24 protein-coding genes are annotated in these 25,138 nt (G+C 47.6%); 1 reads left to right on the top strand and 23 read right to left on the bottom strand.

Annotated elements, in window-relative coordinates; translation table 11 throughout:
* Window positions 1-43: 43 nt before the first annotated feature.
* From E0496_RS22495 to E0496_RS22460, 8 genes are read right to left on the bottom strand one after another with little or no spacing between them, the layout of a single operon-like run.
* Window positions 44-1,624, bottom strand: a complete 1,581-nt coding sequence (locus E0496_RS22495) for a lipopolysaccharide biosynthesis protein (protein ID WP_141504034.1) — start codon at window positions 1,622-1,624, stop codon at window positions 44-46.
* 17 nt (window positions 1,625-1,641) lie between these two features.
* Window positions 1,642-2,829 (bottom strand): glycoside hydrolase family 88 protein, encoded by a 1,188-nt coding sequence (locus E0496_RS22490; protein WP_241674958.1) that lies wholly within the window; start codon window positions 2,827-2,829, stop codon window positions 1,642-1,644.
* Between the two features lie 17 nt (window positions 2,830-2,846).
* Window positions 2,847-4,028: a glycosyltransferase gene (locus E0496_RS22485; RefSeq protein ID WP_141504032.1), complete on the bottom strand. Its 1,182-nt coding sequence runs from the start codon at window positions 4,026-4,028 to the stop codon at window positions 2,847-2,849.
* A gap of 10 nt (window positions 4,029-4,038) precedes the next feature.
* Window positions 4,039-5,232 (bottom strand): glycosyltransferase, encoded by a 1,194-nt coding sequence (locus tag E0496_RS22480; protein ID WP_141504031.1) that lies wholly within the window; start codon window positions 5,230-5,232, stop codon window positions 4,039-4,041.
* 7 nt (window positions 5,233-5,239) lie between these two features.
* Window positions 5,240-6,397, bottom strand: coding sequence for a polysaccharide pyruvyl transferase family protein (locus E0496_RS22475; protein WP_141504030.1), 1,158 nt, complete (start codon window positions 6,395-6,397; stop codon window positions 5,240-5,242).
* Window positions 6,398-6,423: 26 nt separating this feature from the next.
* Window positions 6,424-7,455, bottom strand: a complete 1,032-nt coding sequence (locus E0496_RS22470) for a glycosyltransferase (RefSeq protein WP_141504029.1) — start codon at window positions 7,453-7,455, stop codon at window positions 6,424-6,426.
* 32 nt (window positions 7,456-7,487) lie between these two features.
* On the bottom strand, window positions 7,488-8,693 hold the full coding sequence (locus tag E0496_RS22465) for a glycosyltransferase (RefSeq protein WP_141504344.1): 1,206 nt from the start codon (window positions 8,691-8,693) through the stop codon (window positions 7,488-7,490).
* A gap of 46 nt (window positions 8,694-8,739) precedes the next feature.
* Window positions 8,740-9,954: a nucleotidyltransferase domain-containing protein gene (locus E0496_RS22460; RefSeq protein WP_141504028.1), complete on the bottom strand. Its 1,215-nt coding sequence runs from the start codon at window positions 9,952-9,954 to the stop codon at window positions 8,740-8,742.
* 207 nt (window positions 9,955-10,161) lie between these two features.
* Between E0496_RS22460 and E0496_RS22455 the strand changes: the two genes are divergently transcribed.
* Window positions 10,162-10,818 (top strand): acetyltransferase, encoded by a 657-nt coding sequence (locus E0496_RS22455; protein WP_141504027.1) that lies wholly within the window; start codon window positions 10,162-10,164, stop codon window positions 10,816-10,818.
* 8 nt (window positions 10,819-10,826) lie between these two features.
* Here E0496_RS22455 and E0496_RS22450 read toward each other — a convergent pair whose 3' ends face one another.
* The 15 genes from E0496_RS22450 to E0496_RS22385 all read right to left on the bottom strand — a co-directional run bounded on the left by E0496_RS22450 (window position 10,827) and on the right by E0496_RS22385 (window position 24,785).
* Window positions 10,827-11,963 carry an aminotransferase class I/II-fold pyridoxal phosphate-dependent enzyme gene (locus tag E0496_RS22450; protein ID WP_141504343.1) on the bottom strand — a complete coding sequence of 379 codons (1,137 nt, stop codon included), beginning with the start codon at window positions 11,961-11,963 and terminating at the stop codon, window positions 10,827-10,829.
* Window positions 11,964-12,084: 121 nt separating this feature from the next.
* Window positions 12,085-12,690, bottom strand: coding sequence for a sugar transferase (locus E0496_RS22445; protein WP_277755881.1), 606 nt, complete (start codon window positions 12,688-12,690; stop codon window positions 12,085-12,087).
* Window positions 12,691-12,731: 41 nt separating this feature from the next.
* Window positions 12,732-13,472: a glycosyltransferase family 32 protein gene (locus E0496_RS22440; RefSeq protein ID WP_141504025.1), complete on the bottom strand. Its 741-nt coding sequence runs from the start codon at window positions 13,470-13,472 to the stop codon at window positions 12,732-12,734.
* Between the two features lie 12 nt (window positions 13,473-13,484).
* Window positions 13,485-14,558: an EpsG family protein gene (locus tag E0496_RS22435; protein WP_141504024.1), complete on the bottom strand. Its 1,074-nt coding sequence runs from the start codon at window positions 14,556-14,558 to the stop codon at window positions 13,485-13,487.
* Between the two features lie 49 nt (window positions 14,559-14,607).
* Window positions 14,608-15,504 (bottom strand): glycosyltransferase family 2 protein, encoded by an 897-nt coding sequence (locus E0496_RS22430; RefSeq protein ID WP_141504023.1) that lies wholly within the window; start codon window positions 15,502-15,504, stop codon window positions 14,608-14,610.
* Window positions 15,505-15,520: 16 nt separating this feature from the next.
* Window positions 15,521-16,636, bottom strand: coding sequence for a glycosyltransferase family 1 protein (locus E0496_RS22425; RefSeq protein ID WP_141504022.1), 1,116 nt, complete (start codon window positions 16,634-16,636; stop codon window positions 15,521-15,523).
* The gene (locus E0496_RS22420) at window positions 16,527-17,714 is read right to left on the bottom strand and encodes a glycosyltransferase (RefSeq protein ID WP_141504021.1); all 1,188 of its coding nucleotides are present in this window, start codon (window positions 17,712-17,714) and stop codon (window positions 16,527-16,529) included. The genes E0496_RS22425 and E0496_RS22420 overlap by 110 nt, the downstream gene beginning before the upstream one ends.
* Window positions 17,677-18,843 carry a glycosyltransferase family 4 protein gene (locus E0496_RS22415; protein ID WP_141504020.1) on the bottom strand — a complete coding sequence of 389 codons (1,167 nt, stop codon included), beginning with the start codon at window positions 18,841-18,843 and terminating at the stop codon, window positions 17,677-17,679. Before E0496_RS22415 ends, E0496_RS22420 begins: the two co-directional genes overlap by 38 nt.
* 23 nt (window positions 18,844-18,866) lie before the next feature.
* Window positions 18,867-19,748 (bottom strand): UTP--glucose-1-phosphate uridylyltransferase GalU, encoded by an 882-nt coding sequence (gene galU, locus E0496_RS22410; RefSeq protein ID WP_141504019.1) that lies wholly within the window; start codon window positions 19,746-19,748, stop codon window positions 18,867-18,869.
* A 25-nt stretch (window positions 19,749-19,773) separates the two neighbouring features.
* The gene (locus E0496_RS22405; protein WP_141504018.1) at window positions 19,774-21,600 is read right to left on the bottom strand and encodes a polysaccharide biosynthesis protein; all 1,827 of its coding nucleotides are present in this window, start codon (window positions 21,598-21,600) and stop codon (window positions 19,774-19,776) included.
* Window positions 21,601-21,956: 356 nt separating this feature from the next.
* Window positions 21,957-22,586: a CpsD/CapB family tyrosine-protein kinase gene (locus tag E0496_RS22400; RefSeq protein WP_161601523.1), complete on the bottom strand. Its 630-nt coding sequence runs from the start codon at window positions 22,584-22,586 to the stop codon at window positions 21,957-21,959.
* Window positions 22,587-22,611: 25 nt separating this feature from the next.
* The gene (locus E0496_RS22395; protein ID WP_141504016.1) at window positions 22,612-23,361 is read right to left on the bottom strand and encodes a YveK family protein; all 750 of its coding nucleotides are present in this window, start codon (window positions 23,359-23,361) and stop codon (window positions 22,612-22,614) included.
* 99 nt (window positions 23,362-23,460) lie between these two features.
* Window positions 23,461-23,871, bottom strand: a complete 411-nt coding sequence (locus E0496_RS22390; protein ID WP_141504015.1) for a helix-turn-helix domain-containing protein — start codon at window positions 23,869-23,871, stop codon at window positions 23,461-23,463.
* Window positions 23,872-24,378: 507 nt separating this feature from the next.
* Window positions 24,379-24,507, bottom strand: coding sequence for a hypothetical protein (locus E0496_RS36945; RefSeq protein WP_277755876.1), 129 nt, complete (start codon window positions 24,505-24,507; stop codon window positions 24,379-24,381).
* A gap of 8 nt (window positions 24,508-24,515) precedes the next feature.
* Window positions 24,516-24,785, bottom strand: coding sequence for a DUF1871 family protein (locus E0496_RS22385; protein WP_141504014.1), 270 nt, complete (start codon window positions 24,783-24,785; stop codon window positions 24,516-24,518).
* Between the last annotated feature and the right edge of the window lie 353 nt (window positions 24,786-25,138).

Below are 25,138 nucleotides of genomic sequence, written 5' to 3'. Positions count from 1 at the left end.
CACCTCCTGTTAGTTTCAGATTATGTAGCTTGTCACAGAAAGGTTACTTATTTCCGCTAACCTCCAGCTGCCGGTCACGCTTTGTCATTCTAGCAATCAGCTGGGTAGGCTTTGGCATTTTCGATAGAATTGCAGCGGCAATGCCAAATAAATATTTAAATTCTCTGGTTCGGTGAAAGAGAAGCGCATAGACCGCATTAATGAGCACCAGGCATAACGTCCCCTTCAGAAGCAGCCACAGCAGGCCGCCTGAGGGCAATAGTGAATTGACGTAACCCGCTCCTGCCGCCGTCAGCCCGGCTATCATCGTATAGTAGGCATAGCTTGCAAAATAATGCCTGAGCGGCTGCTTAAATACCCGTTTATATACGAAATATGGCGTGGTCCAAAACGGGAAAATCAAGGCGCTGACCAGCGTCCCCGTAAAAATGCCGGCAATGCCCATTCGCTGCACGAGCAGGAAGGAAATCGTCAAATTGACAGCTGCCTGAAATAGCGGGACAAACCGATCCTCATGGAAGATGCCGGCTGTCGTCTTGACCATGGTGATCGAATTGCGCATGCCCCGCTCGTAAAAGCCGAGAATTAAGATGAGCACAACCATTGGACCCATAATAAACTGAGAACCAATCCAGACCAGAATAAGCGGCTCGATGAACAGGTATAGCATAATGGCCAGCAGTGAATACAGCCAAAAGTTGAGCAGCATCGTCACTTTGAACACGTGATATATTTTCTCTTCGCTTTCCTTGGCGACCAAATTGCCAACGCTGTGATACATATTGGAAAATACCTGATTAATGAAGGTCCGGCATAGATCGATCAGCATTTTATAGTTGGAATAGAGACCGACGGCGGCAACGCTGATGAAGGTAGAGATCAGGATGCTGTCCACGCCGAATATGAAATAGGTGCCCACATTTTGGAGCAAAATTGCTTTCATATTTTTGATGAAATTTGCTTTCGTGTCCGGGTCCAAGCTTGTTCTTAGCTTCTCTCGCAAAAACGGATACATCCGATCGACCATCCTCGCCAAAATGACGGAGGTCGTAAGCGAGATTACGCATTCGACGATCAGGTAAAATATAAAATGCTGTGTAAAATAGAGAATCGCTATTTTCGCGCACGCCGATAAAATGGAGGAAACCGAAAAAACGGCGGTCACGATATAGTTTTTCTGATTCACGTTTAAAAATGAATATTTATAAACAAATAAATAAGGAGCCACCGTGTTGATAAGAAACAGCAAATAAATAATGGTAATATGCTCGACAGCGGTATCCTTGATAAATACATCCAGAAAAGGCAGGATGCTGAGGCCAAGCAATAAGACGACACCAGCGATGACTAGATAAGCTTTTTTGTAAAGGTTCATCAGCGCCATAATTTTCGGTCGGTCATTATCGGCGACAGGCTTGTAAAGATTATATATAATGCTTGAACCTATGCCCGCCTCTGCAAGGGAAAGCATCGCTAAAATACTCGTAAATAGGCCATTGATGCCCAAATATTCAATGCCTAGGCTATTAATGAATACGGTTCGCGACACAAAGCTTAATATCGTAATAATGATTTGATTGCCGATACCAGCTGTGATATTGAGCAAGGAGCTCTTGACCCTCATGATAATCCCCTATCCGGTTATCCGACCTTTGTGTACTGACGGGCGTTGATGATCCTCATGCAGAAACCCTGGGTAAAGGGCAAAATATTAAAGAGCATCGAGTATACGCCAATATCCTTCGTGTCGCCCTGCGAGAAATCGACGGCTCCGTTGCGCCTGGTTACCTTCATTAAATAACGGACGGCCATGTCGGCACCTTCGGCACAGGACTCCGCCAGCTCGTCGATTTGCGAAGCCTGCAGCAGGAACCACCCTAGCGTTGCTGTAGTAGATGAGTCGGCTCTTGCCTCGCCCCGGCTAACCGTCCAAGTCCAGTTGCCACCCGGCGCTTGAAAAGCCAGCACCGTGCTTGCAAATTTCTTGATCATTTCTTTCAGGATCGGCTTTGAGTGGTGGCCTTCCGGCAGCTCGCGCCAAGCATCGATGAGGCCGATGGCAAACCAGCCAAGTCCTCTGCCCCATCCATAGAGGCCAAGCGGCAGCGTGTTGTCCAGATGATAGGCATGGCTTGGCAGGTAATGCTTATCCAGCATGCCGTAGCGCTCATATTCCGTGAGCTGCTTGATCGCAAGCTCGATACACTCCTCCTTTCCGTACTTTACGCCATAGGCGATCAGAAACGGACAAATGAATCCGATCGTGTCGACGTAACGGTAGCTCTTCATAGACTTCCGGTATTGAACCGTTCCATCCTCTCCGATATGGGCTTGGATGAGCTCCCATACATAATCGAAAGCGCCCTTATACTGCTCGGTACGAATGATGTCCAGCTTCATGATGGCATAGCTGAGTATGGCGGCATCTATATGTTCAGGCTGTTGCTTCCACTCGCCGTTACTGTCGAATTTAGCATGCAGATAGGTTTTAATTTCCGTTTCCGTTTGCTTGCTTTGGCCACCCCGGGCAACTTCCGCCAGGCCCAGCAGCAGAGCAGCCTCTTGCCAATGCTGAATCGCACTTTTCGTATAATTGCCTCTAAGCATGTCTATCACGACAAACCGTGTGTTATCAGTTACTTTAATTTTGGGTGTATGATTCAGCCATCTTGTACCCGCCTTGGAGATGGAAGAATTCCAGCGCCTGGCATCCGAATAGCGGCCGATATGAATTCTTCCGAGCCAATCCATGAACAGCGGAATCACATCGATCGCGACGATAATAATTGCTGCAAGCAACAGCAGCAGGCTTACCACTTGGACTAAAATAATAACACCCCCTTTAACTAGCTGATCCATTGATAAAGCTTATGTATTTCATCTTCCGTTCCCAAGGCTTCCTTCTGCAAATTGTCTACAAAACGCTGCCTTAACGACTCATCATCCAGCAGTCGCTTCACGCCCTCATAGATGGAGATTGCATCCTGCTTAACGATCAAGCCGTTCTGCTCATGCTCGAGCTGATCATAAATAACGGTGAAATCAGTGGAAACGATCGGTTTCTTCAATATTTTAGCTTCGGTAATCGTCAAGCAGCGCCCCTCAAAAAATGAGGTTTGTACGTATAAGTCGCATTCCCTGATGTAGGGATAAGGATTTTCCTGCTCGCCAGTTAAAATTAGCGCATGCTCCAGCTTTTTAGCTTTGACCAGCCGCTCCAGCTTCTCTCGCTCATGTCCGTCTCCGACGATGTACCATTTGAGGTCGTAGCCGTCCTGAATTAATTGCTCGCAAGCTTCCACAGCCATTTCAAAACCTTTCTGGTAATTCAGCCTCCCTACGGATGCGATGGTAAAGCCCGACTTCGGCAGCTTCAGCTCATCGACTGCCAAATCCAAAATCGCCGCTGGGGACACAATGTTAAGCATGAGCTCGATCTTATGTTCAAAGCGCGGAAACCGTTCCTTAAGCAGCTTTACACATTCCTCAGAGACCGTTACAAGGTAGTCAAGTCGATCAAAAAAAGCAGTATCGATGTCCGGGTCCATGCCCAGCTTGTCATAGTCATTATGAATAAAACCGATTTTCCTCTTGGCTTTCACCTTTTCGATAATGTAGTAAATCGGAGTTTTCTCCAAAAAGCCAATGGCGGCGTCATATTCCTTCGTTAAGCTTGCAAGTGAATGGGAGAGATAGCGCCATGCTCGCTGCTCGGACCTTGCGGCATTTTTCTCCGTACGATACACAATGCCGGCGCCTATTCGTGCAGCAGCAATCCGGAAACGGCTATGCTTCACGCAATCAACTACAGCCGTTTTGATTGACATATCAAAATACGGATAAAAGGCCGGGGCTTCCAAAATATTCACTTCAGCAGGCAGCTTCTTTAGAAACATGCCTTCATGTTTAAATAGAAACAGATCAACCTCATACTGAGAATAATCCATCGTTTGCAGCAGCGAAATCAACGATTTCTCAGCGCCGCCGCAATTTAAATTGTTCATGACGAACAGCAGCTTCTTCTTCATTCTTTCCCTCCTAGCCCAGAAGCCGGTAAAGCTTCTCTATTTCTTCCTCCGTACCCAGCTCCAAACGGGATAGATGCTCCGACAATCGATTCCTTATGCCCTGTTCCTGCATAAGCCTGCTGATGCCCGCTGCCACGGCTTCCGTTTCCATCTCTACAATTAATCCTTCAATGCCATCTTCAATTTGATCTCTTGCCGTACTAAAATTCGTTACCAGAATCGGCTTCCCCAAAATTTTCGCCTCATCAATCGCAATCGCTTTCCCTTCGAACCTGGAGGTTTGTGCATAAATATCCGCTTGTTTAATGTAGGGGTACGGGTTTGGCTTCAGACCAAGCAGCTTCACCTGTTTTTCAAGGCCATTCACTGCAATCAGCTCCGTCAGCTTCTCACGCTCATCGCCCTCGCCGATGATATTCCATTGGAAGCTGTGTCCCTTGTCCTTTAGAAGCTTTGCCGTATGAACCGCAAGCTCAAAGCCCTTCTGCTCATGCAGCCGCCCGATAGAAAGAATAACGAGCTCCCCTTGCTTGCGGTTATAAACGTCATCCCTTTCCTTGCTCGCCAAATGAGCGATGACTTTGGGAGACACGATATTATGAATCACATTTACTTTATAGCTCTGATTCGGGAATCTTCGCTTCAGTACATTCGAGCATTCGTCCGAAACCGTTACGATATGGTCGAGCTGATCGAAATATCCCTCATCAAACGACGGATCAAGCCCCAGCTTGTCGTAATCATTATGGACCCAGCCGATCTTTTTCCTGGCATCGACCTTCTCCACGCAAAAGTAGATGGACGTTTTCTCAAGAAAGCCGATGGCTGCGTCATATTTTTTGTTGATTTTGCTTAAGGACGGAGAAAGATATTTCCAGCCATCCTGCTCCTTCAATCCGACCTCTTTCACCGTATGATTAGTTAGGCTGAACATCATTCGGCTATACGCCAGCTTTGCGCTGCCACTGCTGATCAGTTGGCGAACAGAGCTTAGAACGGGCTGCGAGAAACGGCTGTACTCCTCGTTTAAGGGCAGCACATTCACCTCCGCCGGAAGCAAATCCATAAAGATACCTTCATGGCTGAACAAAAACAGGTCCACATTGTATTTCTCAAAGTTCATTTGCGAGAGAAGATTAACCAAGCTCCGCTCTCCTCCGCCCGCCGACAAGCTGGGCATGACAAACAATAAATTTATTTTCATGTGCACCTCATGCAAGCTCACTTAAATAGTCCACGGCCTTGTAGGACATAAGCTTAATTTTTGGAATCGCTTGGCTTAACCTCCGCTTGATATCCTCCTCTTCCCCAACCATTTCATCATAATGATGAATGAGCTTGGTGCTGCTGGAAATTTCATCGATGCCAAGCACGAGCTTCTCTTCATTAAAAATATCCTTGGCAATCCCCTTGGATTTGACACTGTATCCAAGTACCATCGTCGGTATGCAATTGGAATACGCTGCTATGGTGGCATGCGTCCGGGCGCCAATGAAAAAACGCATCCTCGCGATATATCCCTTGTATTGAATGGCCGTGAGGTTATCCGGGAGCAAGATCACGCGGCCCGTATACTTGAATTCCTCATAAAAGCTTTCAAGCACCTCATAGTCATTATTCCCGCCCTCAATCACATGAGGCGTGAGAGCCACGGTCATGCCAGACGTTGCTAAAATGTGCTTGATCAGTTCTTTCACAGCTTGGCGGGAGTTTTGATTTCGTTTCCAGACCAGCGGGCTGAAGTTAATGCCTACCGTATTGCCTTTCTGCCAGCCACCCGGCAAAGGAAGCTGCTCCTGCTCCATCGTAAAAGCGGGATCTGCAGCCAGTCTTACGCTGGTCAGCCCTTTGTTCTTCAGCATTTCATAGGTTAGTGTTTCACGCGCAACGATGAGATCAAACAGCTTCAGATCTGCCAGCTTTCGCTCGGACATATCCTCCTCGCCGATCGAGCAGCCCCATAACACCAGTTTTTTCCCTTGGGCCTTCACCCTGCGGTCGATCTCATACCAGTTCGGCTGCTCGCCGTAGCAGTAGTTGTCTCCACCGATGGACAAGCATACATCCACATCCTTGATGCGGTTGATAATGTTTTGCTCAATCACGCCCAGCGCGTAGGTTTCATCCTGGCGGAGCTTATATTGAAATGAGGAAACCAGCCAATCCAGCGAGTATTTCCTGATGCTTGATTTCGAGCCGTCATAGATCCCGTCAAGTGCCGAGATAACCAAATCCGTCTGTGGTTTCTCTGAAGCTAAATAGACTTTGGACCCCGTAATTTTTTCTTTAATCAGCTTCGTCGAGGATCGAACGATCGCTTCGCAGCCCCGGTTGAGGCTGCCGCCATGGGCAAACATCATAATTTTCATGTAGCTTCCTCCATTGTTCATTCATTTTAAGTATTTCTTAATCTGCTGTAAGTGACGGCAAACATAAGGCCCAGCGTCGATTTTGCTCTAACCATACCTAAGATAAACCGTTCGTACCGCCCTAACGAATGCTGCATTTCTTCCAAGTAGAGCGGCAGCGCCTCTCTCACTGGACTGCTGGTAATCATCCGTTTGACGTAGCTGTATCGCTCTACAAATTTCATATCCTTGCTCGGCTTCAAATAGAGATAAATGTAGGAAATCATACTGTTGATCAGCCGTATCGACTTTAGCTGAACGATGCTGCTGTCGGGGATCATCTGATGGTAGATGGGAGGGGGTGGCATCTGATATACCTCGATTGCTTTGCCGAAGTAATCCTTCTCTTTAATGTTTCGGGTTGCGCTGCCGTTTACTTCCCGGTAATAATAGCCCGTGTAATTCACATAAACCATGGACGCAGCTTGACTGAAAAATAGGATGTTAAAATGTCCGTCCTCACCTAACGCCACATTGGCTGGAAAAGCAAGCCGATGCTCCGTAAGCAGCTGATTTCGGTAAATTTTGTTTACGGCAGTATTCAAATCATCGGCCTTAAGGAAATGAGGCAAAATCTGCGCCGCAATGAAATCTTTCTCCAACCTTTCGTTAACAGGAAAGGAATAGGAGGTGATCACTTGGCTGCCCTCGATCTCGCTTTTAAAGTTGGCGATGACGACGTCACAGCTATGTTGAACAGCCGCATGATGCAGCGTTTCATACATATCCTTTTCAATATAATCATCCGCATCGACAAACCCGACATATTGCCCGGTAGCCACCCCAAGCCCAGCATTTCTTGCGGCGCTAACTCCTTGATTGCTCTGTTGGATAAGCTTTACCCTGCTGTCCTTCTTCTGATACTCCTCAAGAAGGAGGCTGCTTTGATCCGTTGAACCGTCATTTACAAATATAAACTCGCAATCCCGAAGCGTCTGGAGCAGCAATGATAAAATACATTCCTCCAAGTAGGCCTCAGCGTTGTATACGGGGATGATAACACTCACTTTAATTCCCATGGTAATCTGTACACTCCTCCTCGAAGCGAGAGCTATACTATAATTTGATAGAGCTTATCGAGCTCGCTGCTGTTGCTGTAATCCTTATCCTTGACATGGCTTACGAGGGCACTTCGCAGCTCCTTGCTGCGGTATAGCTGCTCAATCGCTTCCGCAATGCCGTCTGGACTTAGCTCACAAATGATGCCGTCAACTCCGCTTGTCACTTGGCTCGTCGCTGTAGGGTAATTGGTAATGATTACGGGCTTTCCTAATATTTGCGCTTCAGTTACGGTTACCGCCTTTCCTTCATAGCGAGACGGCTGTACATAGAGATCGCAGCTTTTCATATAGGGATAGGGATTTGTTTTTTTGCCCAGCAGCACAAATTTATTTTCCAGCTTATGCTCAGCAATCAGCGATTTCAGCTCATCCTCATAGCCGCCATAACCAACGATATTCCAGGTCAGATGGGTAAGGCCTTTATCATGAAGCTTCCGAAGCGCTTTTACAGCCATATCAAATCCTTTAACATAAGAGAGCCTGCCTACGGAAACGATTCGAAAAGCTTCCTCTTCCCCGCTTTGAAACGCTTCGGCCGGACGATCCTCTGCCATCTTTTTGATAAAGGCCGGAGAAGTAATATTTTCAATTTGCATGACCTTTGCCTTTAATGAAGGATAAGTTTTGAGAAAAGCCTCGGTACACGCATCGGAGATTGAGGCAATATAATCAAATTTGTTCCAGCTGGCCAGATCCAGCTTGTTATCGATTTCCAGCTTGCTATAATCGGTATGAATCCAAGCAATCTTACGCCTCGCCTTCACCTTCTCCGCGAGTACATCGTGAGGCCAAGCGTAGCTGATGGACAGATCATATTCCTTTTTGATTGAGGGTATAAAGGATGCCGTATACTTGTTAGCCAGCTGCATCTGAATATAACCTGAGCCTTCGACCAGCTTTCTTCGCCTCGCTTGTATAAAGGCTAAATTTTTACAAACCATTCTGATCATCGTCGCCACATAGTGCCCTTCCCGTAAACATTGCTTGACGGACTTGCGGAACACACTGTACTTGCTTATCTCTGGCAGCAAGTTGACGCCTGATGGAATGAGGCTCATAAAATCACCCTGATGGCTGAAAATGAGCAAATCCACATCGTATGTATCGTAATCAAAGCATTCAAGCATATTGATTAGGCTTCTTTCAATGCCGCCAATTTCCATATCGTATAACGAGATTAAAATTTGCTTTTTCATATCGGTTCCTTTGCTTGAAGCAAGATGGTCAGCAGCATTGCTCTGGCTATTTCTCAACTTTCGTTCCCTCTTCTCTTGCGGAAGTGCGGCTGCTCAGCTTTCTCCAAGTCCAAAGGATTGGCCGCAGCGGGAAATACAAAAAATGAAGCCGCTTCGGAAGCGGAAGCATCTCGGCATCCTCGGGATAAGGAAACAGAAAGCTGGAAATAAACTGTATCTTTTGCGGGATGGTAAGCAAAGCGAAGAGGTATCGTTTATGAAAACGCCTAACCTCCTCTGGAATCGGCGGTGTATGCAAGTTGATCAGCCTTTGCACGTAGAACATGGCATCCTCCGCCAGCCAATGCGCCTTTCTTCCCGCAAGCAGCGGCTTCATCTCATCGCGGAGCGGCAGCGACAACAAGCGTGACACAAGCAGAAGCGCTTGCCCTCCGATATGGGAATAGTGATGTTTTCTCAGCAACCGGTTGAGCTTAGGCCAATCCAGCTTCTGATTGACCAGCTGCTTGATATCCAGCAGCCAGCGAAGCCTCGACCAGCCATGCCTGGCACCGTGAGTCACGAGAAACATAAACAAATCTTCTCTGCCCAAATAATAGATGGGTCGGCTAATCAAAGCGCTTTTGCGCTTTCGGCTCCATAGATCATTGAAGCTCGGCTCCTTCGAGGGCGCCGGATTTAACCGCCAATGCAGCTCAACCTTGATTGCTTTCGTTGGATGCACGAAGGTCGTATGATGATGCCTCCACTTCCAATCATTAAGGACCGATACGATATATTCATCCTTCTCGTAGCCTAACGATACAAGAAGCGCTTCAGCCTGATTCAGCTCCTTAAGCGGTATAAGAACATCTAGGTCACAAGAAGTGCGCAGCGACACGTCCCCATACAAATCGGCAGCAATGACCGGTCCCTTCAAAAACAGCGAACGCAAGCCACGTTCGGTAAACTCTTTGGCGAGCTGCTCCATCTCTCCGCTAAGCGCAAGCATTTGCAGCGTATTCCGATAATAGTCACGGTTAAACATCTGCGTGACAAAGACCGGAATTTCCGCTGACTTCAGCTCCTGCAGCTTGCGAGTAACGGTCGGGAACACCCGATGATGCCTCGCCAGCTCAATAAACCGATCCCAATCCGCCTTATGCAGCAATTCCTGATAATCGAAGGACTGATCCGCCTCATCGTCTGACGAGAGGAAAGCCAGCATGAGCCGCAGCTCGTCAGACAGATCTTCTATATGTAGAGTGACGTCGTTATTCATGAATTTCTCCTTCATACTGATTAGCCAATAACGAACAAAATTTTGTTTATCGTTCTATAAAACGAACACAAGTACAGATTATCACCTTCCCTAATATCTGTCAATCGCCTTTCCATACGTTCTCTATTCTTTTACAAAAAAAGGTGCTAAACTGCTAGAATATAAGAATTCGCTGGATTAGAATTAACCTATGAGGAGGCTACCAACATGCAAAACATTGTAGTATACGGCGCCGGCGGTCACGCCAAGGCCGTTATCGATACCATCGAGAAAGCCGGCTTATATCGCATTGCCGGATTGCTAGATGGCTATAAACCCGTCGGGTCCTTCATTTACGGCTATCCGGTCTTAGGTGATGAAGGCTGGCTAGCGGCTAATAAAGAAACCGCAAGCAGCGGCATTGTTGCCATTGGAGACAATTCGCTTCGAGCAGCTATCGTTACCAAAATAAAAGCGGTATGTCCCAGCTTCACTTTCATAAGCGCGATTCATCCGTCTAGCTCGATCGCCAAAGGCGCGAGTCTTGGAGCCGGCAGCGTGGTCATGGCTGGCGGCATCGTAGGCAGCGACACCATCATCGGCGAGCATAGCGTATTGTATTCCCAAGCAAGTACTGAGCATGACTCTGTACTTGGACACTTCGTCACCTTGGCTCCGAAAGCTGGAACGGGCGGTGGCGTAACCATTGGTGATTATTCCGTTATTTCACTTGGAGCGAGCGTCATTCACGGTAAAACCATCGGCGAGCATACGGTTATAGGCGCCGGGTCAACCGTTCTAAGCGACATTCCCGCCTTTTCGGTTGCTTACGGTACGCCTGCAAGAGTCATACGCACGCGCGCAGAAGGCGAACGCTACCTTTAATCCACTTCTTACGCCGATTGGGCGCTATTGATTGCCGCTTTGTCAAAGAGCTCATTCATACAATCGACGACTCGGACCTGGTCGATCACGGTCATGCTGGAGCCAGAAGGCAAGCATATGCCGCTTTGAAACAAACGCTCGCATAACGATATCCCTTCCAGATGCGAATAAAAACGCGTGCCCTGGAACAGCGGCTGCAAATGCAGCGGCTTCCATAACGGACGCGCCTCGATATTGACCGCAGACAGGGCATCGAGCAGTTCGGAGGTTGTTACATTCGTTTCTTTCTCATCGATAAGCACAGCGGTAAGCCAGCGGTTCGACCTCGTTTCGTTTAACTCCGGCATGAAGCTGATGCCCGCTCGATCCGCGAAGGCTCCAACATAGTTTTCATAAACCGCTCTTCTCGCCGCCACCCGCTCATCCAGCACCTCTAGCTGTGCTCTGCCAACACCCGCGAGCAAATTGCTCATCCGATAGTTGAAGCCAAGGCTGCTATGCTGATAATGGGCGGCCGCATCTCTGGCTTGCGTGGCCAGGAAACGGGCTTTTCTTAACAGTTCCACATCATCGGACACCAGCATGCCGCCGCCTGAGGTGGTAATGATTTTGTTTCCGTTGAACGAATAGATACCGAATTGACCAAAGGTTCCGCTTTGTTTACCCTTGTAGATCGATCCTAGCGATTCCGCTGCATCCTCAATGACGGGAATATCATACTGCCCGCAAAGCTCCATTAATTCATCCATCTTGGATACCTGCCCATACAGATGTACGACGATCACGGCTTTCGGCAAATTATTCTGACGGTTTGCATCCTCCAAAGCTCTTCGCAGCGCATCAGGCGACATATTCCATGTGTCCGGCTCAGAATCGATAAAGACCGGCTCGGCCCCGCAATAAAGGATCGGATTAGCGCTGGCGACAAATGTAAAGCTAGAGCAAAATACAGTATCGCCTGCCCCAATGCCGAGCAACTGCAGCGACAAATGAATAGCGGCAGTTCCTGAGCTCACCGCTACAGCATCTGCTGCTCCTGTATATGCAGCCATTTGTTTCTCAAATGCGTCGATATTGGGCCCAAGCGGAGCAATCCAGTTGGTTTCAAAAGCTTGATCGATATAATAACGCTCCTTGCCGCTCATATGAGGAGGAGATAAATAAATTCGTTTTTGTTCATTTGCTGACACGCCGCACACATCCTTTTACTATTTTTTTCAAAATAAAAAGCCATCTCTCAAGCACAGTCCCTGCTTGAAAATGGCTTTACCCTTCCTGATTGCTCGTCGTTCCTTGAAAGACTGGCATCGTCACATGATTGGTGTTCGACACGCCTTCGGACTTCATGACCTTCTTGACCGTCAACAGCAATATTTTGATATCCAGTGCCAGGCTTTGGTTCTCGACATACCATACATCGCGCTCAAACCGCTCTTCCCATGTCACGGCGTTTCTTCCATGAATTTGCGCCCAGCCGGTAATGCCCGGCCTTACGGAATGGCGTCTCGCCTGCTCTTGCGTATATAGCGGCAAATATTCCATCAGCAGCGGACGCGGACCGATTAAGCTCAGCTCGCCCTTAAGAACATTTACGAGCTGCAGCAGCTCATCCAAGCTGAATTTGCGCATGAAGCTGCCAAAGACGGTCAGCCGCAGATGGTCCGGCAGCAATTGCCCCAAGCTGTCCTTCTCCGAAGTCATCGTCCTGAATTTATAAACGAAAAAAGGTTTTCCATGCCATCCTGGGCGCTCCTGCTTGAAGACGACTGGTGAACCCAGCTTCATGCGAACCAGCAATGCTGTAAGCACAATAATGGGGCTAAGTATAATAAGCAGCATACCTGCCGTCACAAAATCAAATATCCGTTTCAACATATGAACAGGCTCCTATTTAAGTGATCATTGTTCTATTATTACGAGGATGACAATAGCTTTCTCATTCGGGCAATGATCTGCGGACCGACGAGTCGGCTTACCACCCGCTTCACATCCCCTCTGACCCGAACATGAAGAGGAAGCCAGGACTGGGCAAAATGATGAATGGTATAGCTGTTATCCGTCTTATAATTGCCGCCGTTTATGTAATCGTAGGGACTGAAATAATCTCTGGGATAAAAGACCACGCCGTTTTGCAGTACTTGGAGATGCCCGTTCAGAATTAGGCCATGGTTTTTGCAAATCGCAGTGATGACTGCGGTATTGGTCGTTAGATCATAGGTGCCATCTGGCCGTATAAAGCTTCTGCTGTCATAGTCCTCCAGCAGCTCCTGAATCCATGGATGTTGCCGCGCTGCTCCCATGGTGCCTGACTGGAGGAACGTCTCGTCCTCAAAGCCCGAGAACGCCTCATGTTTCAAAAAAGGATCCAAAGTCTTGATCACCTCAACATCGGTGTCCATATAAATACCGCCGTGCTCGTACAGCGCGTGCAGGCGTACATAATCGCTGACAAAGGCATATTTTTTCGCCTCATACGCCTCCATGACATAACGGTTGGCAGCCAGATCAAAATTCTCCTCGTTCCATTCCATGAATTGATAGCCCGCCAAGTGCTTTTTCCAGCTCCGTATGCACTTCTCCATCTTGCTTGGCTTAGCTCCGCGCCCAAACCAACAATAATGGACGATACGCGGGATTTTTGTTGAAGCCTCCATCGGTATCTCCTCCTAAAATGGCCAGATTAAATAGTTGCTTTGATAGTGCAAACCAAGTGCAATGACGCATTCGTAAAAGTAGAACAGAAAAAAGAAAACTAATATACATAAATAAACGAGCTTCTGGTCCTTTTCACGGAAAACCTTGATTAACCAAGCAATCAAGATCAGCTGGTACAAGTTGAAGTAAATCGCCATTCTGGCAAAAATCCAATTTTGCGTGGAGATGATCATCAATATAGCGCCTACGAGCGAGATATTGACGATAATGTCCGCTTTTGGAAATACCGACCGCAGCTTATCTCTGCCAAAATAAGCGATAACGAGCGGAATAATCCAGACCATCGCCCGCAAAACATTCGCGCCCCCCTCGTCAAACGATTGATAGGAGCCATACTGGGTATCCTTAATCGCGGTAAACAGAAGCTCGGAAAACTCATTGAAGCCAACAACGATAAGCACCGCAAGGGTGAGAAGGATCGCCGTTGCTCTCGTCCAAGCCTTTCTTCTTACGATAAAATATATCGGGATCATAATAAGCGCGCTTTGATGGAAGAAGGAAGCAAATACGACAACCGCAATGTAGGACTTCCACTTGCCCTCCAGTAAAAACTTGGTAGCGGCAAATACGATGGAAGCAGCCAAAAACTGTCTGATCCCGTTCATCGATACCGTAAAGGTCCCCGTGGTTATGTATAAATACACGCTCAGCTCAAACAATCTCGTATATTTGTAAATTACCATGATGATCAGCAAATTCGTCACAACGCCAGTGGTCAGCACTAAAATTTGTGGATCATCCGACAGCTGCTTCAGCAGCATTTGCAAGATATTAAAGCCAATATCATGGCTTGCCGCCACCGATTGCCAGCTAAAGTCTCCGATGGAGTAGCTGTGCATGTAAAGAAAGGTATCCCCAATATTCATTCGCAGTCCGGATACCATAGCAAGCGTTAAAGCAGCGGCAATCGCCAGAAACTTGTTCGGTATGATCGTTGAAGGGGAGATCCCTGCGGGAACGGAAAAGTATCGGGCTGCCAACGAAACGATAAATACAAAAACCAGTGTTAGCCACAGTATAGACATGGTGGGCCTCCCCTCCTATAAGATCATCATTTGTAATATTAGGGCGGTCTTATTTGACCAGTGTTCGCTTATTCGCGTTTTGGATATAAACGTACAGCAGTAATCCTAGCGGTATCGCCATCAAAGTTACGCCTTTGCGCGGAGACTCCTTCAGGAAGCTCTTGTTGCGGCTGATCAGGCTGCTCGACACATAATGGATGGCTTCGCGAATCAGGCCTTTCCAGGATGGGGCATGCGCCATGGCAACCTTCCGAAAAAAAGAAAAGCCCCGCGGGTTTGTTTGATACTGCTTCATCATATTCAGGCTTGATCCGTCCTGCCGGTACTCTACAATGCACAGCACCTCATTCATAATTAGCAGCGGGCACTCTTGGTCGATTAAGATGTATTTGTAGGAAAGCGGACAATATTTCTCGCCTGGAAACAACGGATACGGTGGATGTTTCCTCGTCAGCTCCGATCGGTACACCAGCTTTTTGTCGCCTTTCACCTGATGCAGGGCGTACAGATCGGTCAGCGTAGACGACTTCAGCTGCTCGGGAAGGTTCGTGCCGATCAGCTTATGGTCCTCAGACACATCCAGACCGATAATGCCCGCATACTGACTGCTGCCTTCTGCCAGCCAAAACGCCGTAATTTTCTCCACGGCATCGTCAGCCATAAAATCGTCAGAGTCAATACAAACGTTAAGCTCTGTCTCGATGAGCTCGTACGCGGTATTATGCGCTCCGTGCATCCCCTGATTTTCTTGAAAATGGTACCGAATCGGAATATCGTTCTCCGTAATCCAGCCCGCTACCAGCTCCTTCGTCTGATCGGTTGAGCCATCATCGATAATCAGCCATACGAAATCCTTGCAGCTTTGGCGTTTCAAGCTCTCATAACAAAGATGCAGTGTATAGGCACGGTTATACGAAGGCGTAAACACCGTTAACATTGGCAACATATCTCTTCACTCCCTCTTACATCACGGCCGCGGCTTGTTCCATGTAATAGTCCGATAACCATTTCGCCATGGTTGACGTGTCGTAACCTTTTTCCCGCATGGCTGCGGATGTATCCGTCCGCTCGCGCGGGCCTTTCACTATTTTCTCCGCCCATTGCTCTGCGCTCTGCTTTAGGCTGATAAATTGCAGCTTCCCGGTAATATCCGTCTCGGCCGTAATCGCATCGGAGACCACGCATGCAAGTCCCGCCGCCTGCGCTTCAACTAGCACGACCGGAAGCCCCTCGAACAAAGAAGGAAACAAAAATAAATCCATCCCCTGCAGCAGGCTCGCTACATCATTTCGTACGCCAAGCAGCCGCACATGCTCCCCCAGCCCTAGCCTTTTAATTTTGGCTTCGATTTGCGGCCGCAGCTGTCCTTCACCGGCCAGTACGAGCAAAGACCTTGGTTCTTTCTCATGAACAGCTTGGAAAATATCAATCAAGAAGTCATGGTTTTTCTGCTGGTTGAATCGTCCGATATGGCCAATTACGAGGCGATCGCCCGCAGCCAGCTCCGACCTGATCTCCTCACGGACAGCGGGGTCGAAGGAAAACTGCTGAACATCCACGGCATTGTTGAGTACGACCACTTTGCCTGAGCCCGCTATGCGCTTGCCAAACAGCCATTCGCCAGCCTTTCTGGAGCATGCAAAGTAGCTGCTCGGATTATCTTTCATCGCCATTCTGGCATATAAACGAAACGGGAGCTTAATATCAATGCCCAGATCACTCAAATGACTATGCGTGATCCGGCAAGGCACCCCCGCTTTCTTCGCTGCCTTCAAGACAAAGCTGCTATTTTCATTAATATGGGCATGAACGACCTTGTAATCGGTTTGCTCCCTGAAGAACTGGTCCAGCTTTCGAAAATAAGGCGTGTAATTGCCTGGCCTGATCTGCGGCATCCGGTAAATTTTCCCGCCTAGCGCCGCGATTTCCCGGTCATAATGACCTTCCTCGCTTCGATGAACGAGAAAATCAAACTGAATTTTGCTTCGATCCATTTGCCGGTAATAATTCATCAGCATGGTTTCCAAGCCGCCGCGATTCATGATGGTGACGACTTGCAAGATTCGAACCGGATTCACTCGATGTCCCCCCTGACTGCCTCACCCGCAGCTTATTTATGACCGTGAGCATAAAATAAATCGCGAGCGAAAATTTTAGTTTTGCGCATACAAAAAATACTTTCCAGACCAAAGGGCTATCCTTTGTCTCGAAGGAACGTAGTGCCTCCCGCATCCGTCTGCCTTGCAGCAGCAGCTGTAAGTCTTTAACCTTTTTCCTTGCCGAGGAGGCTTTGCCCTCGCTCATTGCATTTAAGCCTAGCCCTATAATATTCACACAAATCCGATTGTTAAAGGCTGTTTTATACTCATCGCCAAGCTGCTTTTCACCCAAAAAAGCTTCCATCGCCGAATACAACTTCTCGAATTTCTCAGGCAACTTTGGGGTATAGCTTGAGGTGATCGACGCTGCATTGGCGCGCCAATAGTGATACAACGGGCGGTTTAGGAACACAAAGGATTGTGCATGATAGAACGCATGAATATTAAAGAGGGTATCCTCGTTGCTTCCGATCACGCTCAGATCCATAAATGACAAGCCGTTATCCGTCAGCAATTCCGCTCGGTAAAGCTTGGACCATACGGTACCCCAGGCGTCCAGAAACTCCGGGCTCGCCACCTCTTTATTCAATGGCCCTACAAGCCGCCTGAGCAGCTTGTCTTGCACCTCTTTGCCGCGGAACATTTGCCCATTCGCCATATCGAACTTTTTTTCCTTTGCATGGGTGCCAAACTCGCGGACATACGTGCACATGACAATCTCTGCGCGCTGCTGAACCGCCGCCTCATAAAGCTCCTGGTACATGCTGGGGTGTACCCAGTCGTCAGGATCCACAAACCCGATGAATGCTCCTCTGGCCGCCTTCACACCGTCATTTCTGGCTTCGGAGACGCCGCCATTCGCTTTGTCGATGATGACGATGCGCGAGTCCTGCTCTGCGTATTGCCTAAGAAGCTTCAAGCTCGAATCTTGCGATCCGTCATTCACCGCTATAATCTCAATGTCGCTCAAACTTTGTCCAAGCAGACTCCCGAGACAGCGCTCGAGATAATCCTCCATATTATATATAGGCACGACGATACTGACTTTCGGCTTCATTTCGCTCCTCCGGCATATACGATTTATAAATGCTTCCAAGCTCCTGCTGAACCTGCAGCAAACCGTACTTCTTTACAAGCTGCTCACTCCTCATTCCCATTTGCTGCCTAAGCTCCAAGGATTCGCTGAGCAGCTTCATACGGCTGGCGAACAAGGCCATATCGCTTGGCTCCGTGATGAATCCATTATCGCCTTCGACAACCAGCTCCGAGTGCCCTCGGTTGCGGGTTGCAATGACAGGCAGACCGCAGGCCATCGCTTCCATGATGTTGACAGGCAGCCCTTCCCGCAGGCTGGAGGCGACAGCGATATCGCACATCGACAGCAGCTGATCAATATCCTTCCGGTAGCCCAGAAAATTGACCATGGAGGTTATGCCCAGCTTTTCTGCGAGTTCCTTCGCCGCTTCCAGAAGCGGACCTTTGCCGGCCAAAAGCAGCCTTGCATGCGGAACCTGCTCTTTGATCGTAGCCAAAGCATGCAGCAGCAGTTGGTGGTTTTTATTTTTGTTAAATTCCGCGGCATAGAAGAAAAGAAAATCGTCCGTGCGGTAGTCGTACTCCTGCCGAAGCCGCCATTTCTCAATTTTTTGCACCGGTTTATAGCGGACCGTATTGACGCCAACTCCGTGAACATGAGCGATTCGTTTTGCTTTAAAGCGCCTCGAGACCGCTAACCGGTAGTCTTCGTCATTAATCGTAATAAGGCAGTCGGTTAAGCGCGACAAATTTTTCTCAATCGGATAATAAAGCAGCCAATTGAGAAGGGAGGCTCCTTTGCAGAAATGAAAGCCATGCGCCGTATAAATCACTTTTGTCCCTTTTCGCCTTGCAGACGCGGCGGCAAGGCGGGCGAGCACGCCGCCCATCGGGGTGTGGCAATGGATAATGTTGTATTGCTGATCATCAATAATCTTCTTCAGCTCTTGATACGCTTGAAGATTATTCGAATGAATGGGTGAGCGTTCGATCTGCAATTCAAACTTCCGGTCAACAAAAGGGAGGCTCAGCGCGCCCTTTGCGGCGACATGAACCTCCCAGCCTTGCTGCTTAAACCATTCCATCATGGGCAAATGAAAAGCCTCGAAGTGATAATCTACCGTTGCGCAAAATAATATTTTATTAGGCACGAGCACACCATCCTAGACTAGAATTATTTTCTAGCAGCCTCTCTTTCAACCATTTGAGATAAATAGTTTAATAACTCATATCGCAAATCCTCACGCTGCAAGGCAAATTCTATGGTCGTCTGGATGAAGCCCATTTTCTCGCCTACGTCATAACGCTTGCCCTCGAACTCATACGCATATACAGCTTCCGATAGATTCAAAGCGGCAATCGCATCCGTTAATTGGATTTCGCCTCCCGCTCCAGGCGTCTGATTGCCTAAAATGTCGAAGATAGCTGGGTTCAATATGTAACGTCCCATGATCGCCATATTGGACGGGGCCTCGTCTCTGGATGGCTTCTCTACCAAATGCCGGACGCGGTGGAACGAATCCTCCATCGGCGCGCCGTCTACGATTCCGTAGCGGGAAACCGCGTCGTCTGCGACGCGCTGTACCCCGATAATCGAAGTGTGGTACTCCTCGTATTTCTCGATCATTTGCCGAATGCATGGCTTTTCCGCAGATATAATGTCATCGCCAAGCAATACGGCAAACGGCTCGTTTCCGATAAATTTGCGGGCACACCATATCGCATGCCCAAGTCCCTTCGGCTCCTTCTGCCGAATGTAATGGATATCGACCATATCCGCTGATTTGCGAACCTCGCTCAGCAGATCGAATTTATGCTTTGCCGTCAAAATTTGCTCAAGCTCCAGCGAATTGTCGAAATGATCCTCAATCGCCCGTTTCCCCTTGCCGGTCACGATAATAATATCCTCAATGCCGGATTCGATCGCTTCCTCTACGATATATTGGATGGTCGGCTTATCGACAATCGGCAGCATTTCTTTTGGCATCGCCTTGGTCGCCGGTAGAAACCTCGTTCCTAGCCCCGCCGCCGGTATAATCGCTTTTCTAACTTTCATCGTGTCAGTCCACTCCTTCGTTATATTAGCCAGTTACAGACGCAAATTCCGGAAGCTCGACTACATTGTTCGCCAAATCTAGCAGCCTGACTCGCAGTTCTGCTTTGCTCATGCCACCCTGCAGGGCGATAATTTCTTCAATTTGCTCAAAATAAATCTCAAAGGATTTGCCAATGTAGATTTTTGGATACACCTGCTGTTCATCCATTTCATTGTCTTTCAGCATTTCCTCAAACAGCTTCTCGCCTGGCCTGATCCCGGTATAATGAATGCCGATTTCTTCGACCGTGTAACCGGACATCCGAATCACGTTTTGCGCCAAGTCTGTAATTTTGACAGGATCCCCCATGTCCAGCACGAAAATTTCGCCGCCCTTTGCCAGCGCTCCCGCTTGAATGACAAGCCTCGACGCTTCCGGAATCGTCATAAAATAGCGAACCATGTCCGGATGGGTCACCGTTACAGGGCCACCCTTCTCGATTTGCTTCTTAAACAGCGGAATAACGCTGCCCCGGCTGCCGAGAACATTGCCGAAACGAACCGCGACAAATTTCGTATTGCTGATGCGGTCCATATGCTGAATGACCATTTCCGCTATTCGCTTCGTTGCTCCCATGACACTTGTGGGATTGACAGCTTTATCGGTAGAAATCATAACAAACGTGTCCACTCGCGCCTGGCTTGCCGCTTTGGCCGCATTCATGGTACCAAGTACGTTGTTTTTGAATGCTTCCTCCGGATTGCGCTCCATTAGAGGCACATGCTTATGCGCAGCGGCGTGATAGACGACCTGCGGACGGTGAGCCTGCATCACGGCAAGCATCTTGGCTGCGTCCTGCAAATCAGCAATTTCGGTAATAAACTCAATTTTGGTATGGCCGTAAAGCTCCTTCAGCTCCATCTCAATGGAATAGATACTGTTCTCGCCATGACCGAGCAAAATGAGTTTTTCCGGCAAAAACCGCGAAACCTGGCGGCAGACCTCTGAACCAATCGACCCGCCTGCACCGGTCACCATGACCACTTTTTGCGTAACATAGCCCGAGATGCTCTCAATATCCAGCTCGACCGGCTCGCGGCCAAGCAGATCCTCGACCTGAACGTCGCGGAATTGACTGACTGACACTCTTCCTGTAGCCAAATCCTCCAGCATCGGGATAATTTGCGTTTTCGCCCTCGTCTTGGCGCATTCGCTAAAAATCGTGTTCAGCTGCTTCTTGCTCAGGGAAGGAATCGCAATGACAATATTATGTATCTCAAGCTCCTGCGCCACCTTGGCGATACTTCTCACGCCACCCTTGACCGGTATGCCCATAATGTCCAAGTTATGCTTGTTGATATCATCATCAATGAAAGCCGTTGGCAAAAGCTCCGTATCGGTGTTGGCTAGCAGTTGACGAACGAGCATCGTGCCCGCAGATCCCGCCCCGACAATCAACGTACGTTTTCGTAAGCCTTCGTGCTTATTGTAGCGGCCTCGAAATATTCTCCAGCACAGCCTTGAGCCTCCAATTAGCAGCATATGAATCATCCAAGTGACGGCAAGCAGACGAAAAAAAACATCCTGCAGCACAAGCTGCTGAATGATTGCTGCCGCTACAATCGAGAAAGATACGGCTTTCGTAATAATCAGAAGCTCGCCCACGCTCGCATATTCCCATGCCTTCTTGTAGAGCTTGTAGTAGAAGGAAAAGAAATGGTGGCTGAGCAGCAGCGTAATAGAACTAATGACAATCGGTGCCGTTACCACGTCCAGAGAAGCGCTAAGAAGAAAACGGCTAAAGAAAATAGCGGTCAATACAATAAATGAGTCCATCAAAATCAAAAAAGAAAACCTTTGTCGATACGTCAAAGCCTTGTCACCCTTTCCTGAAAAAACGTCAAATAAAATCAATGCTGAGAAGCATGGGAGTTACGCGCTACGTTGGGTGGACTGCTGCAGCACCCTTTAGGGTGTTTAACTAAAAGGCTTTAGGATAAAACCTTCTAGTGAAGCACTCTAACTTAAAAACCAGGGCATTCAACCCCGCCTCACACCACACTCTTGACGACTCGCGTCTAAGGTTTATCCGTAAACCCACAGCATGGCCGAGTGCCTCCGAGGATAACGGCGAGGAGACATTACCGAACGAGATTTCTTGATTGCTCGTTATTGTGCTTTATAGAGAACGGGTTTCCCGAAAAAAAAGTGCTATCCGATTGCGGTCATCAAACGCTCTTCTTATTGAGTATGACGCCGAGAATGTTCGCTTTGGCAAACAGCAGCGTTCGTTTGGCTTCGAGTGCGTGCTCCTGCTGCGTTGCTCCGCTTTTGACAATCAGAAGCACGCCGTCACATTTGCTGGCAAGCGCATTCGTATCTGGCGCACCGAGAACGGGCGGACAATCCAGCAGCACAATGTCGTAATGCTCATAGGCAAATGCCATCACATCGACCATCAACTGGGAATCCAGCAGCTCTGTCGAATTGTAAAGGCGTTGTCCGCTTGGCAAAATGTCCAGTCCCTCGACCTCCGTATGATAGATCGCTTCTCGAAATTCGAGCTGCTGTCCGAGGATATTCGATAACCCTGGAGACGTCTGCACATTGAAAATTTTGTTGATGATCGGATTTCTGAAATTCGCGTCGATAATGAGCACACGATCGCCTCGCTGCGCCATGCAAACTGCCAAATTAACGGTCGTTGTCGATTTACCTTCTCCTTCAGAAGGAGAAGTAACAAGCAGCGACCGCACCTTGCTGCCACTTGAGGCATAATGGATATTATTGCGAATCGTCCGATATTGCTCGGATATGGAAGCATGCGGATGAATATAGGCTAGCAAACTTTTGTTCACGTAAGATTTTGACGCTTTCTGCCGTTCACGAACCAATGGTTTCACCCCGCACTAAAATGCTTTTTTGTTTTTTTGCTTTTCTCGCGTAATCTTTTCTCTTCATTTGACTTACTTGCCCTAGCATCGTTAGACCAAGCAGTTCTTCAATCTCGCGATCCGATTTGATAGAATCATCGAGCGAATCAAGCAAAAACACGAGAGCCAGACTCAGGATCAGCCCTGCCATAAAACCGGCATAAACCAAACTGTTACTTTTTACATTGATGGAATAAGGGTTTTCTTCCGCCATCGTCAGTAGCTGTATTGCCGTAATGCCAAGGGTATCTGCAGCTACCTTCCGGTAGACTTCGACTCCTTTATTCGCGATATCAGCTGCCAGCTTCGAATCACTGTCAACAACCGATATAACGGTCACAAGGGACCCTTCCACACTATCCACTCTGACTTGGCTTCTTAGTTGCGCGGCTGAACGGTTAAGCTGCAGCTCTTCAATCACCTTATTCATAACGATCGGTTCCCGAAACAGCACTTTAACTGTCCCCATCATCTCAGCGGAAGCAGCAACAATGATTCGGGCAGACGAAGCATACATCGGTGTTTCAGGTCTTGCATTAAACATCCCTGCAGCTATGGTAAAAAGAATAGTCACCAGTGCAACCACCCATAGCCGCTTGCGAATCGTCAAATACAAAGCTTTGAGATTGATTTCTTTCATCTTTAGCCGATCTTTCTCGCTCCGCAACGATTGTACATCCTCTAACCTTTTCCCATCCATTTACACACCTGCTTATTATGTTTGTTATAAAGAACAATAACACAATATTAGTTCTTTATATAGAACATGTCAATACACTTTTTCCTTTTTTGCGGAGCATCAATTATCAATATGAAGAATAATGATATTAGATGTTTTTCTTTTTTCGCTGGAGTAAATGCTCGGCTCCAAACGATTTTCCTTCCAAATATTCGAACGGATCAAGTCTTTTAAAGCTTGGAAATCACCTTTGCTCATGCCCTCATCTACCGCGTTTTTAATAATTAAGCGCCATTCCTCGTCCAACATTTCGTCTTCATGAATTTTCGGTAAATGCTCTTCTCCAAGTAGATATTCAATGTTAGAATCCAAAGGAGCAGCTATTTTTGCCATTACCTGAAGAGATGGGTTGTTCTGCATATTTCGTTCGATGTAGCTCAAGTAGGACTTGGATACGCCTGCCAGGTCGGCAAGCTTCGTTATCGAATAGCCCTTTTTTTCCCGTAGACTTTTAATCCGTTCCCCAATCATAATATTCTCCTTCGGCCAGTTTAGATCCTAACGTTAAGCTTCACGCTAGCTTGAAAAATGCAATGCGTTATAACAGACAATACATCTATTGTAGTTCTTTAAAAAGAACAGGTCAATACCATTCCGTTTGGTTTGCCAAAACTTCTGTCCGAATACCTATTCGGCCGCAGTTGGAACAATAGATCGCTTACGTGAATGAACGAACAAAATTGGTGTACTATTCGAGTCTCTGTGTAAGCGCCCATTCTTTTGAATTTGCTTGAAAATATTATGTAGTGGAGATAGGGAAAGTCATTAGATTGGAGTGAATAGCGAGGTTCGAGCGCTGCGTTGAGGCAATCGATTGCGTGAATCAATAGTCATAATAGTAGTTTTAACTCTATTCTAAATGGATACTCATGCTGATAATGCTGCGTATTGAACAGTCAGATCATGTTTATTCAACAAACCATTCTATTCCTTGTTGAGCAGCCTTTCGATTCTCCTAAGCCATTTAGGCTTATAGTATTAACTTGTCGGACCACCTTGATTACCATCATCCTGCCAGCCCTGCTCCTTTAAATGCTGGATATGAGGACATTCTATTGCATACTTAGCTCCCAGCCAGCTAATAAAATGGGTAAATTTCAATCTCATGATTGGACTTAACTCTCCAACCCATTCGTTCTTTGTGATTCTTTACTCAATGTCCATATCCTGCTTGCTGCATCTAAACAGTTGTTATAATTAAAATTGTCATCGAAGCTTGTTGTGAAAACTTTTTGTATGTGCAGCGCTAACTCCTCCATAGATTCAGACGTCATTAATTTTGCGGTTATTTGTCTGATTTCAGAATCAAATTCGTCCTCTGGTGCGTCTGGTAATAATCCATATGGATTCCATGCATCAATGACTTGCTTAACAATCTCCTTCATACTACTCCCCCATTCTATTCATCAGTCATCGGTCTGAGTTCCAGATAAGCTTCTGCCTTGGGAAATTTTGATAACGCCCTCATAAACGTTATTGTTTAATCCTCAACCTTATCGTTCTTACAAGCTTTAAAAACCTTATAACCTAATAGAACAGCGACCGTCCACCTATGTCTCCAGCTTCCTAGCAGTTAACTACAAGGAAGCTGGAGACACGAGCGGTCGGAAGGAAGTCTAGTTCTATCCCCTCTTCCTATTTTCGCGTATCTATTCTTCTGTTGAATGAACATAGCGGGAACCCGAAACAGGCTATGAATGATTAAAACGGCATTTCCGACATTTCACCCTATTCTATG

Origin of the sequence: Paenibacillus luteus, assembly GCF_006542765.1 — a bacterium.
GTDB lineage: Bacteria > Bacillota > Bacilli > Paenibacillales > Paenibacillaceae > Pristimantibacillus > Pristimantibacillus luteus.
The sequence above is the reverse complement of the archived record's forward strand: the minus strand, read 5'-3'. Positions and strand labels throughout refer to the sequence as shown.

What these genes read in the sequence shown, in the direction of transcription:
- E0496_RS22495 (WP_141504034.1), bottom strand. Translation starts at nt 1,624, where the DNA reads ATGAGGGTCAAGAGCTCCTTGCTCAATATCACAGCTGGTATCGGCAAT.
- E0496_RS22485 (WP_141504032.1), bottom strand. Translation starts at nt 4,028, where the DNA reads ATGAAGAAGAAGCTGCTGTTCGTCATGAACAATTTAAATTGCGGCGGC.
- E0496_RS22480 (WP_141504031.1), bottom strand. Translation starts at nt 5,232, where the DNA reads ATGAAAATAAATTTATTGTTTGTCATGCCCAGCTTGTCGGCGGGCGGA.
- E0496_RS22475 (WP_141504030.1), bottom strand. Translation starts at nt 6,397, where the DNA reads ATGAAAATTATGATGTTTGCCCATGGCGGCAGCCTCAACCGGGGCTGC.
- E0496_RS22470 (WP_141504029.1), bottom strand. Translation starts at nt 7,455, where the DNA reads ATGGGAATTAAAGTGAGTGTTATCATCCCCGTATACAACGCTGAGGCC.
- E0496_RS22465 (WP_141504344.1), bottom strand. Translation starts at nt 8,693, where the DNA reads ATGAAAAAGCAAATTTTAATCTCGTTATACGATATGGAAATTGGCGGC.
- E0496_RS22460 (WP_141504028.1), bottom strand. Translation starts at nt 9,954, where the DNA reads ATGAATAACGACGTCACTCTACATATAGAAGATCTGTCTGACGAGCTG.
- E0496_RS22455 (WP_141504027.1), top strand. Translation starts at nt 10,162, where the DNA reads ATGCAAAACATTGTAGTATACGGCGCCGGCGGTCACGCCAAGGCCGTT.
- E0496_RS22450 (WP_141504343.1), bottom strand. Translation starts at nt 11,963, where the DNA reads ATGAGCGGCAAGGAGCGTTATTATATCGATCAAGCTTTTGAAACCAAC.
- E0496_RS22440 (WP_141504025.1), bottom strand. Translation starts at nt 13,472, where the DNA reads ATGGAGGCTTCAACAAAAATCCCGCGTATCGTCCATTATTGTTGGTTT.
- E0496_RS22435 (WP_141504024.1), bottom strand. Translation starts at nt 14,558, where the DNA reads ATGTCTATACTGTGGCTAACACTGGTTTTTGTATTTATCGTTTCGTTG.
- E0496_RS22430 (WP_141504023.1), bottom strand. Translation starts at nt 15,504, where the DNA reads ATGTTGCCAATGTTAACGGTGTTTACGCCTTCGTATAACCGTGCCTAT.
- E0496_RS22420 (WP_141504021.1), bottom strand. Translation starts at nt 17,714, where the DNA reads ATGAAGCCGAAAGTCAGTATCGTCGTGCCTATATATAATATGGAGGAT.
- galU (WP_141504019.1), bottom strand. Translation starts at nt 19,748, where the DNA reads ATGAAAGTTAGAAAAGCGATTATACCGGCGGCGGGGCTAGGAACGAGG.
- E0496_RS22395 (WP_141504016.1), bottom strand. Translation starts at nt 23,361, where the DNA reads ATGGATGGGAAAAGGTTAGAGGATGTACAATCGTTGCGGAGCGAGAAA.
- E0496_RS22390 (WP_141504015.1), bottom strand. Translation starts at nt 23,871, where the DNA reads ATGATTGGGGAACGGATTAAAAGTCTACGGGAAAAAAAGGGCTATTCG.
- E0496_RS36945 (WP_277755876.1), bottom strand. Translation starts at nt 24,507, where the DNA reads ATGAGATTGAAATTTACCCATTTTATTAGCTGGCTGGGAGCTAAGTAT.
- E0496_RS22385 (WP_141504014.1), bottom strand. Translation starts at nt 24,785, where the DNA reads ATGAAGGAGATTGTTAAGCAAGTCATTGATGCATGGAATCCATATGGA.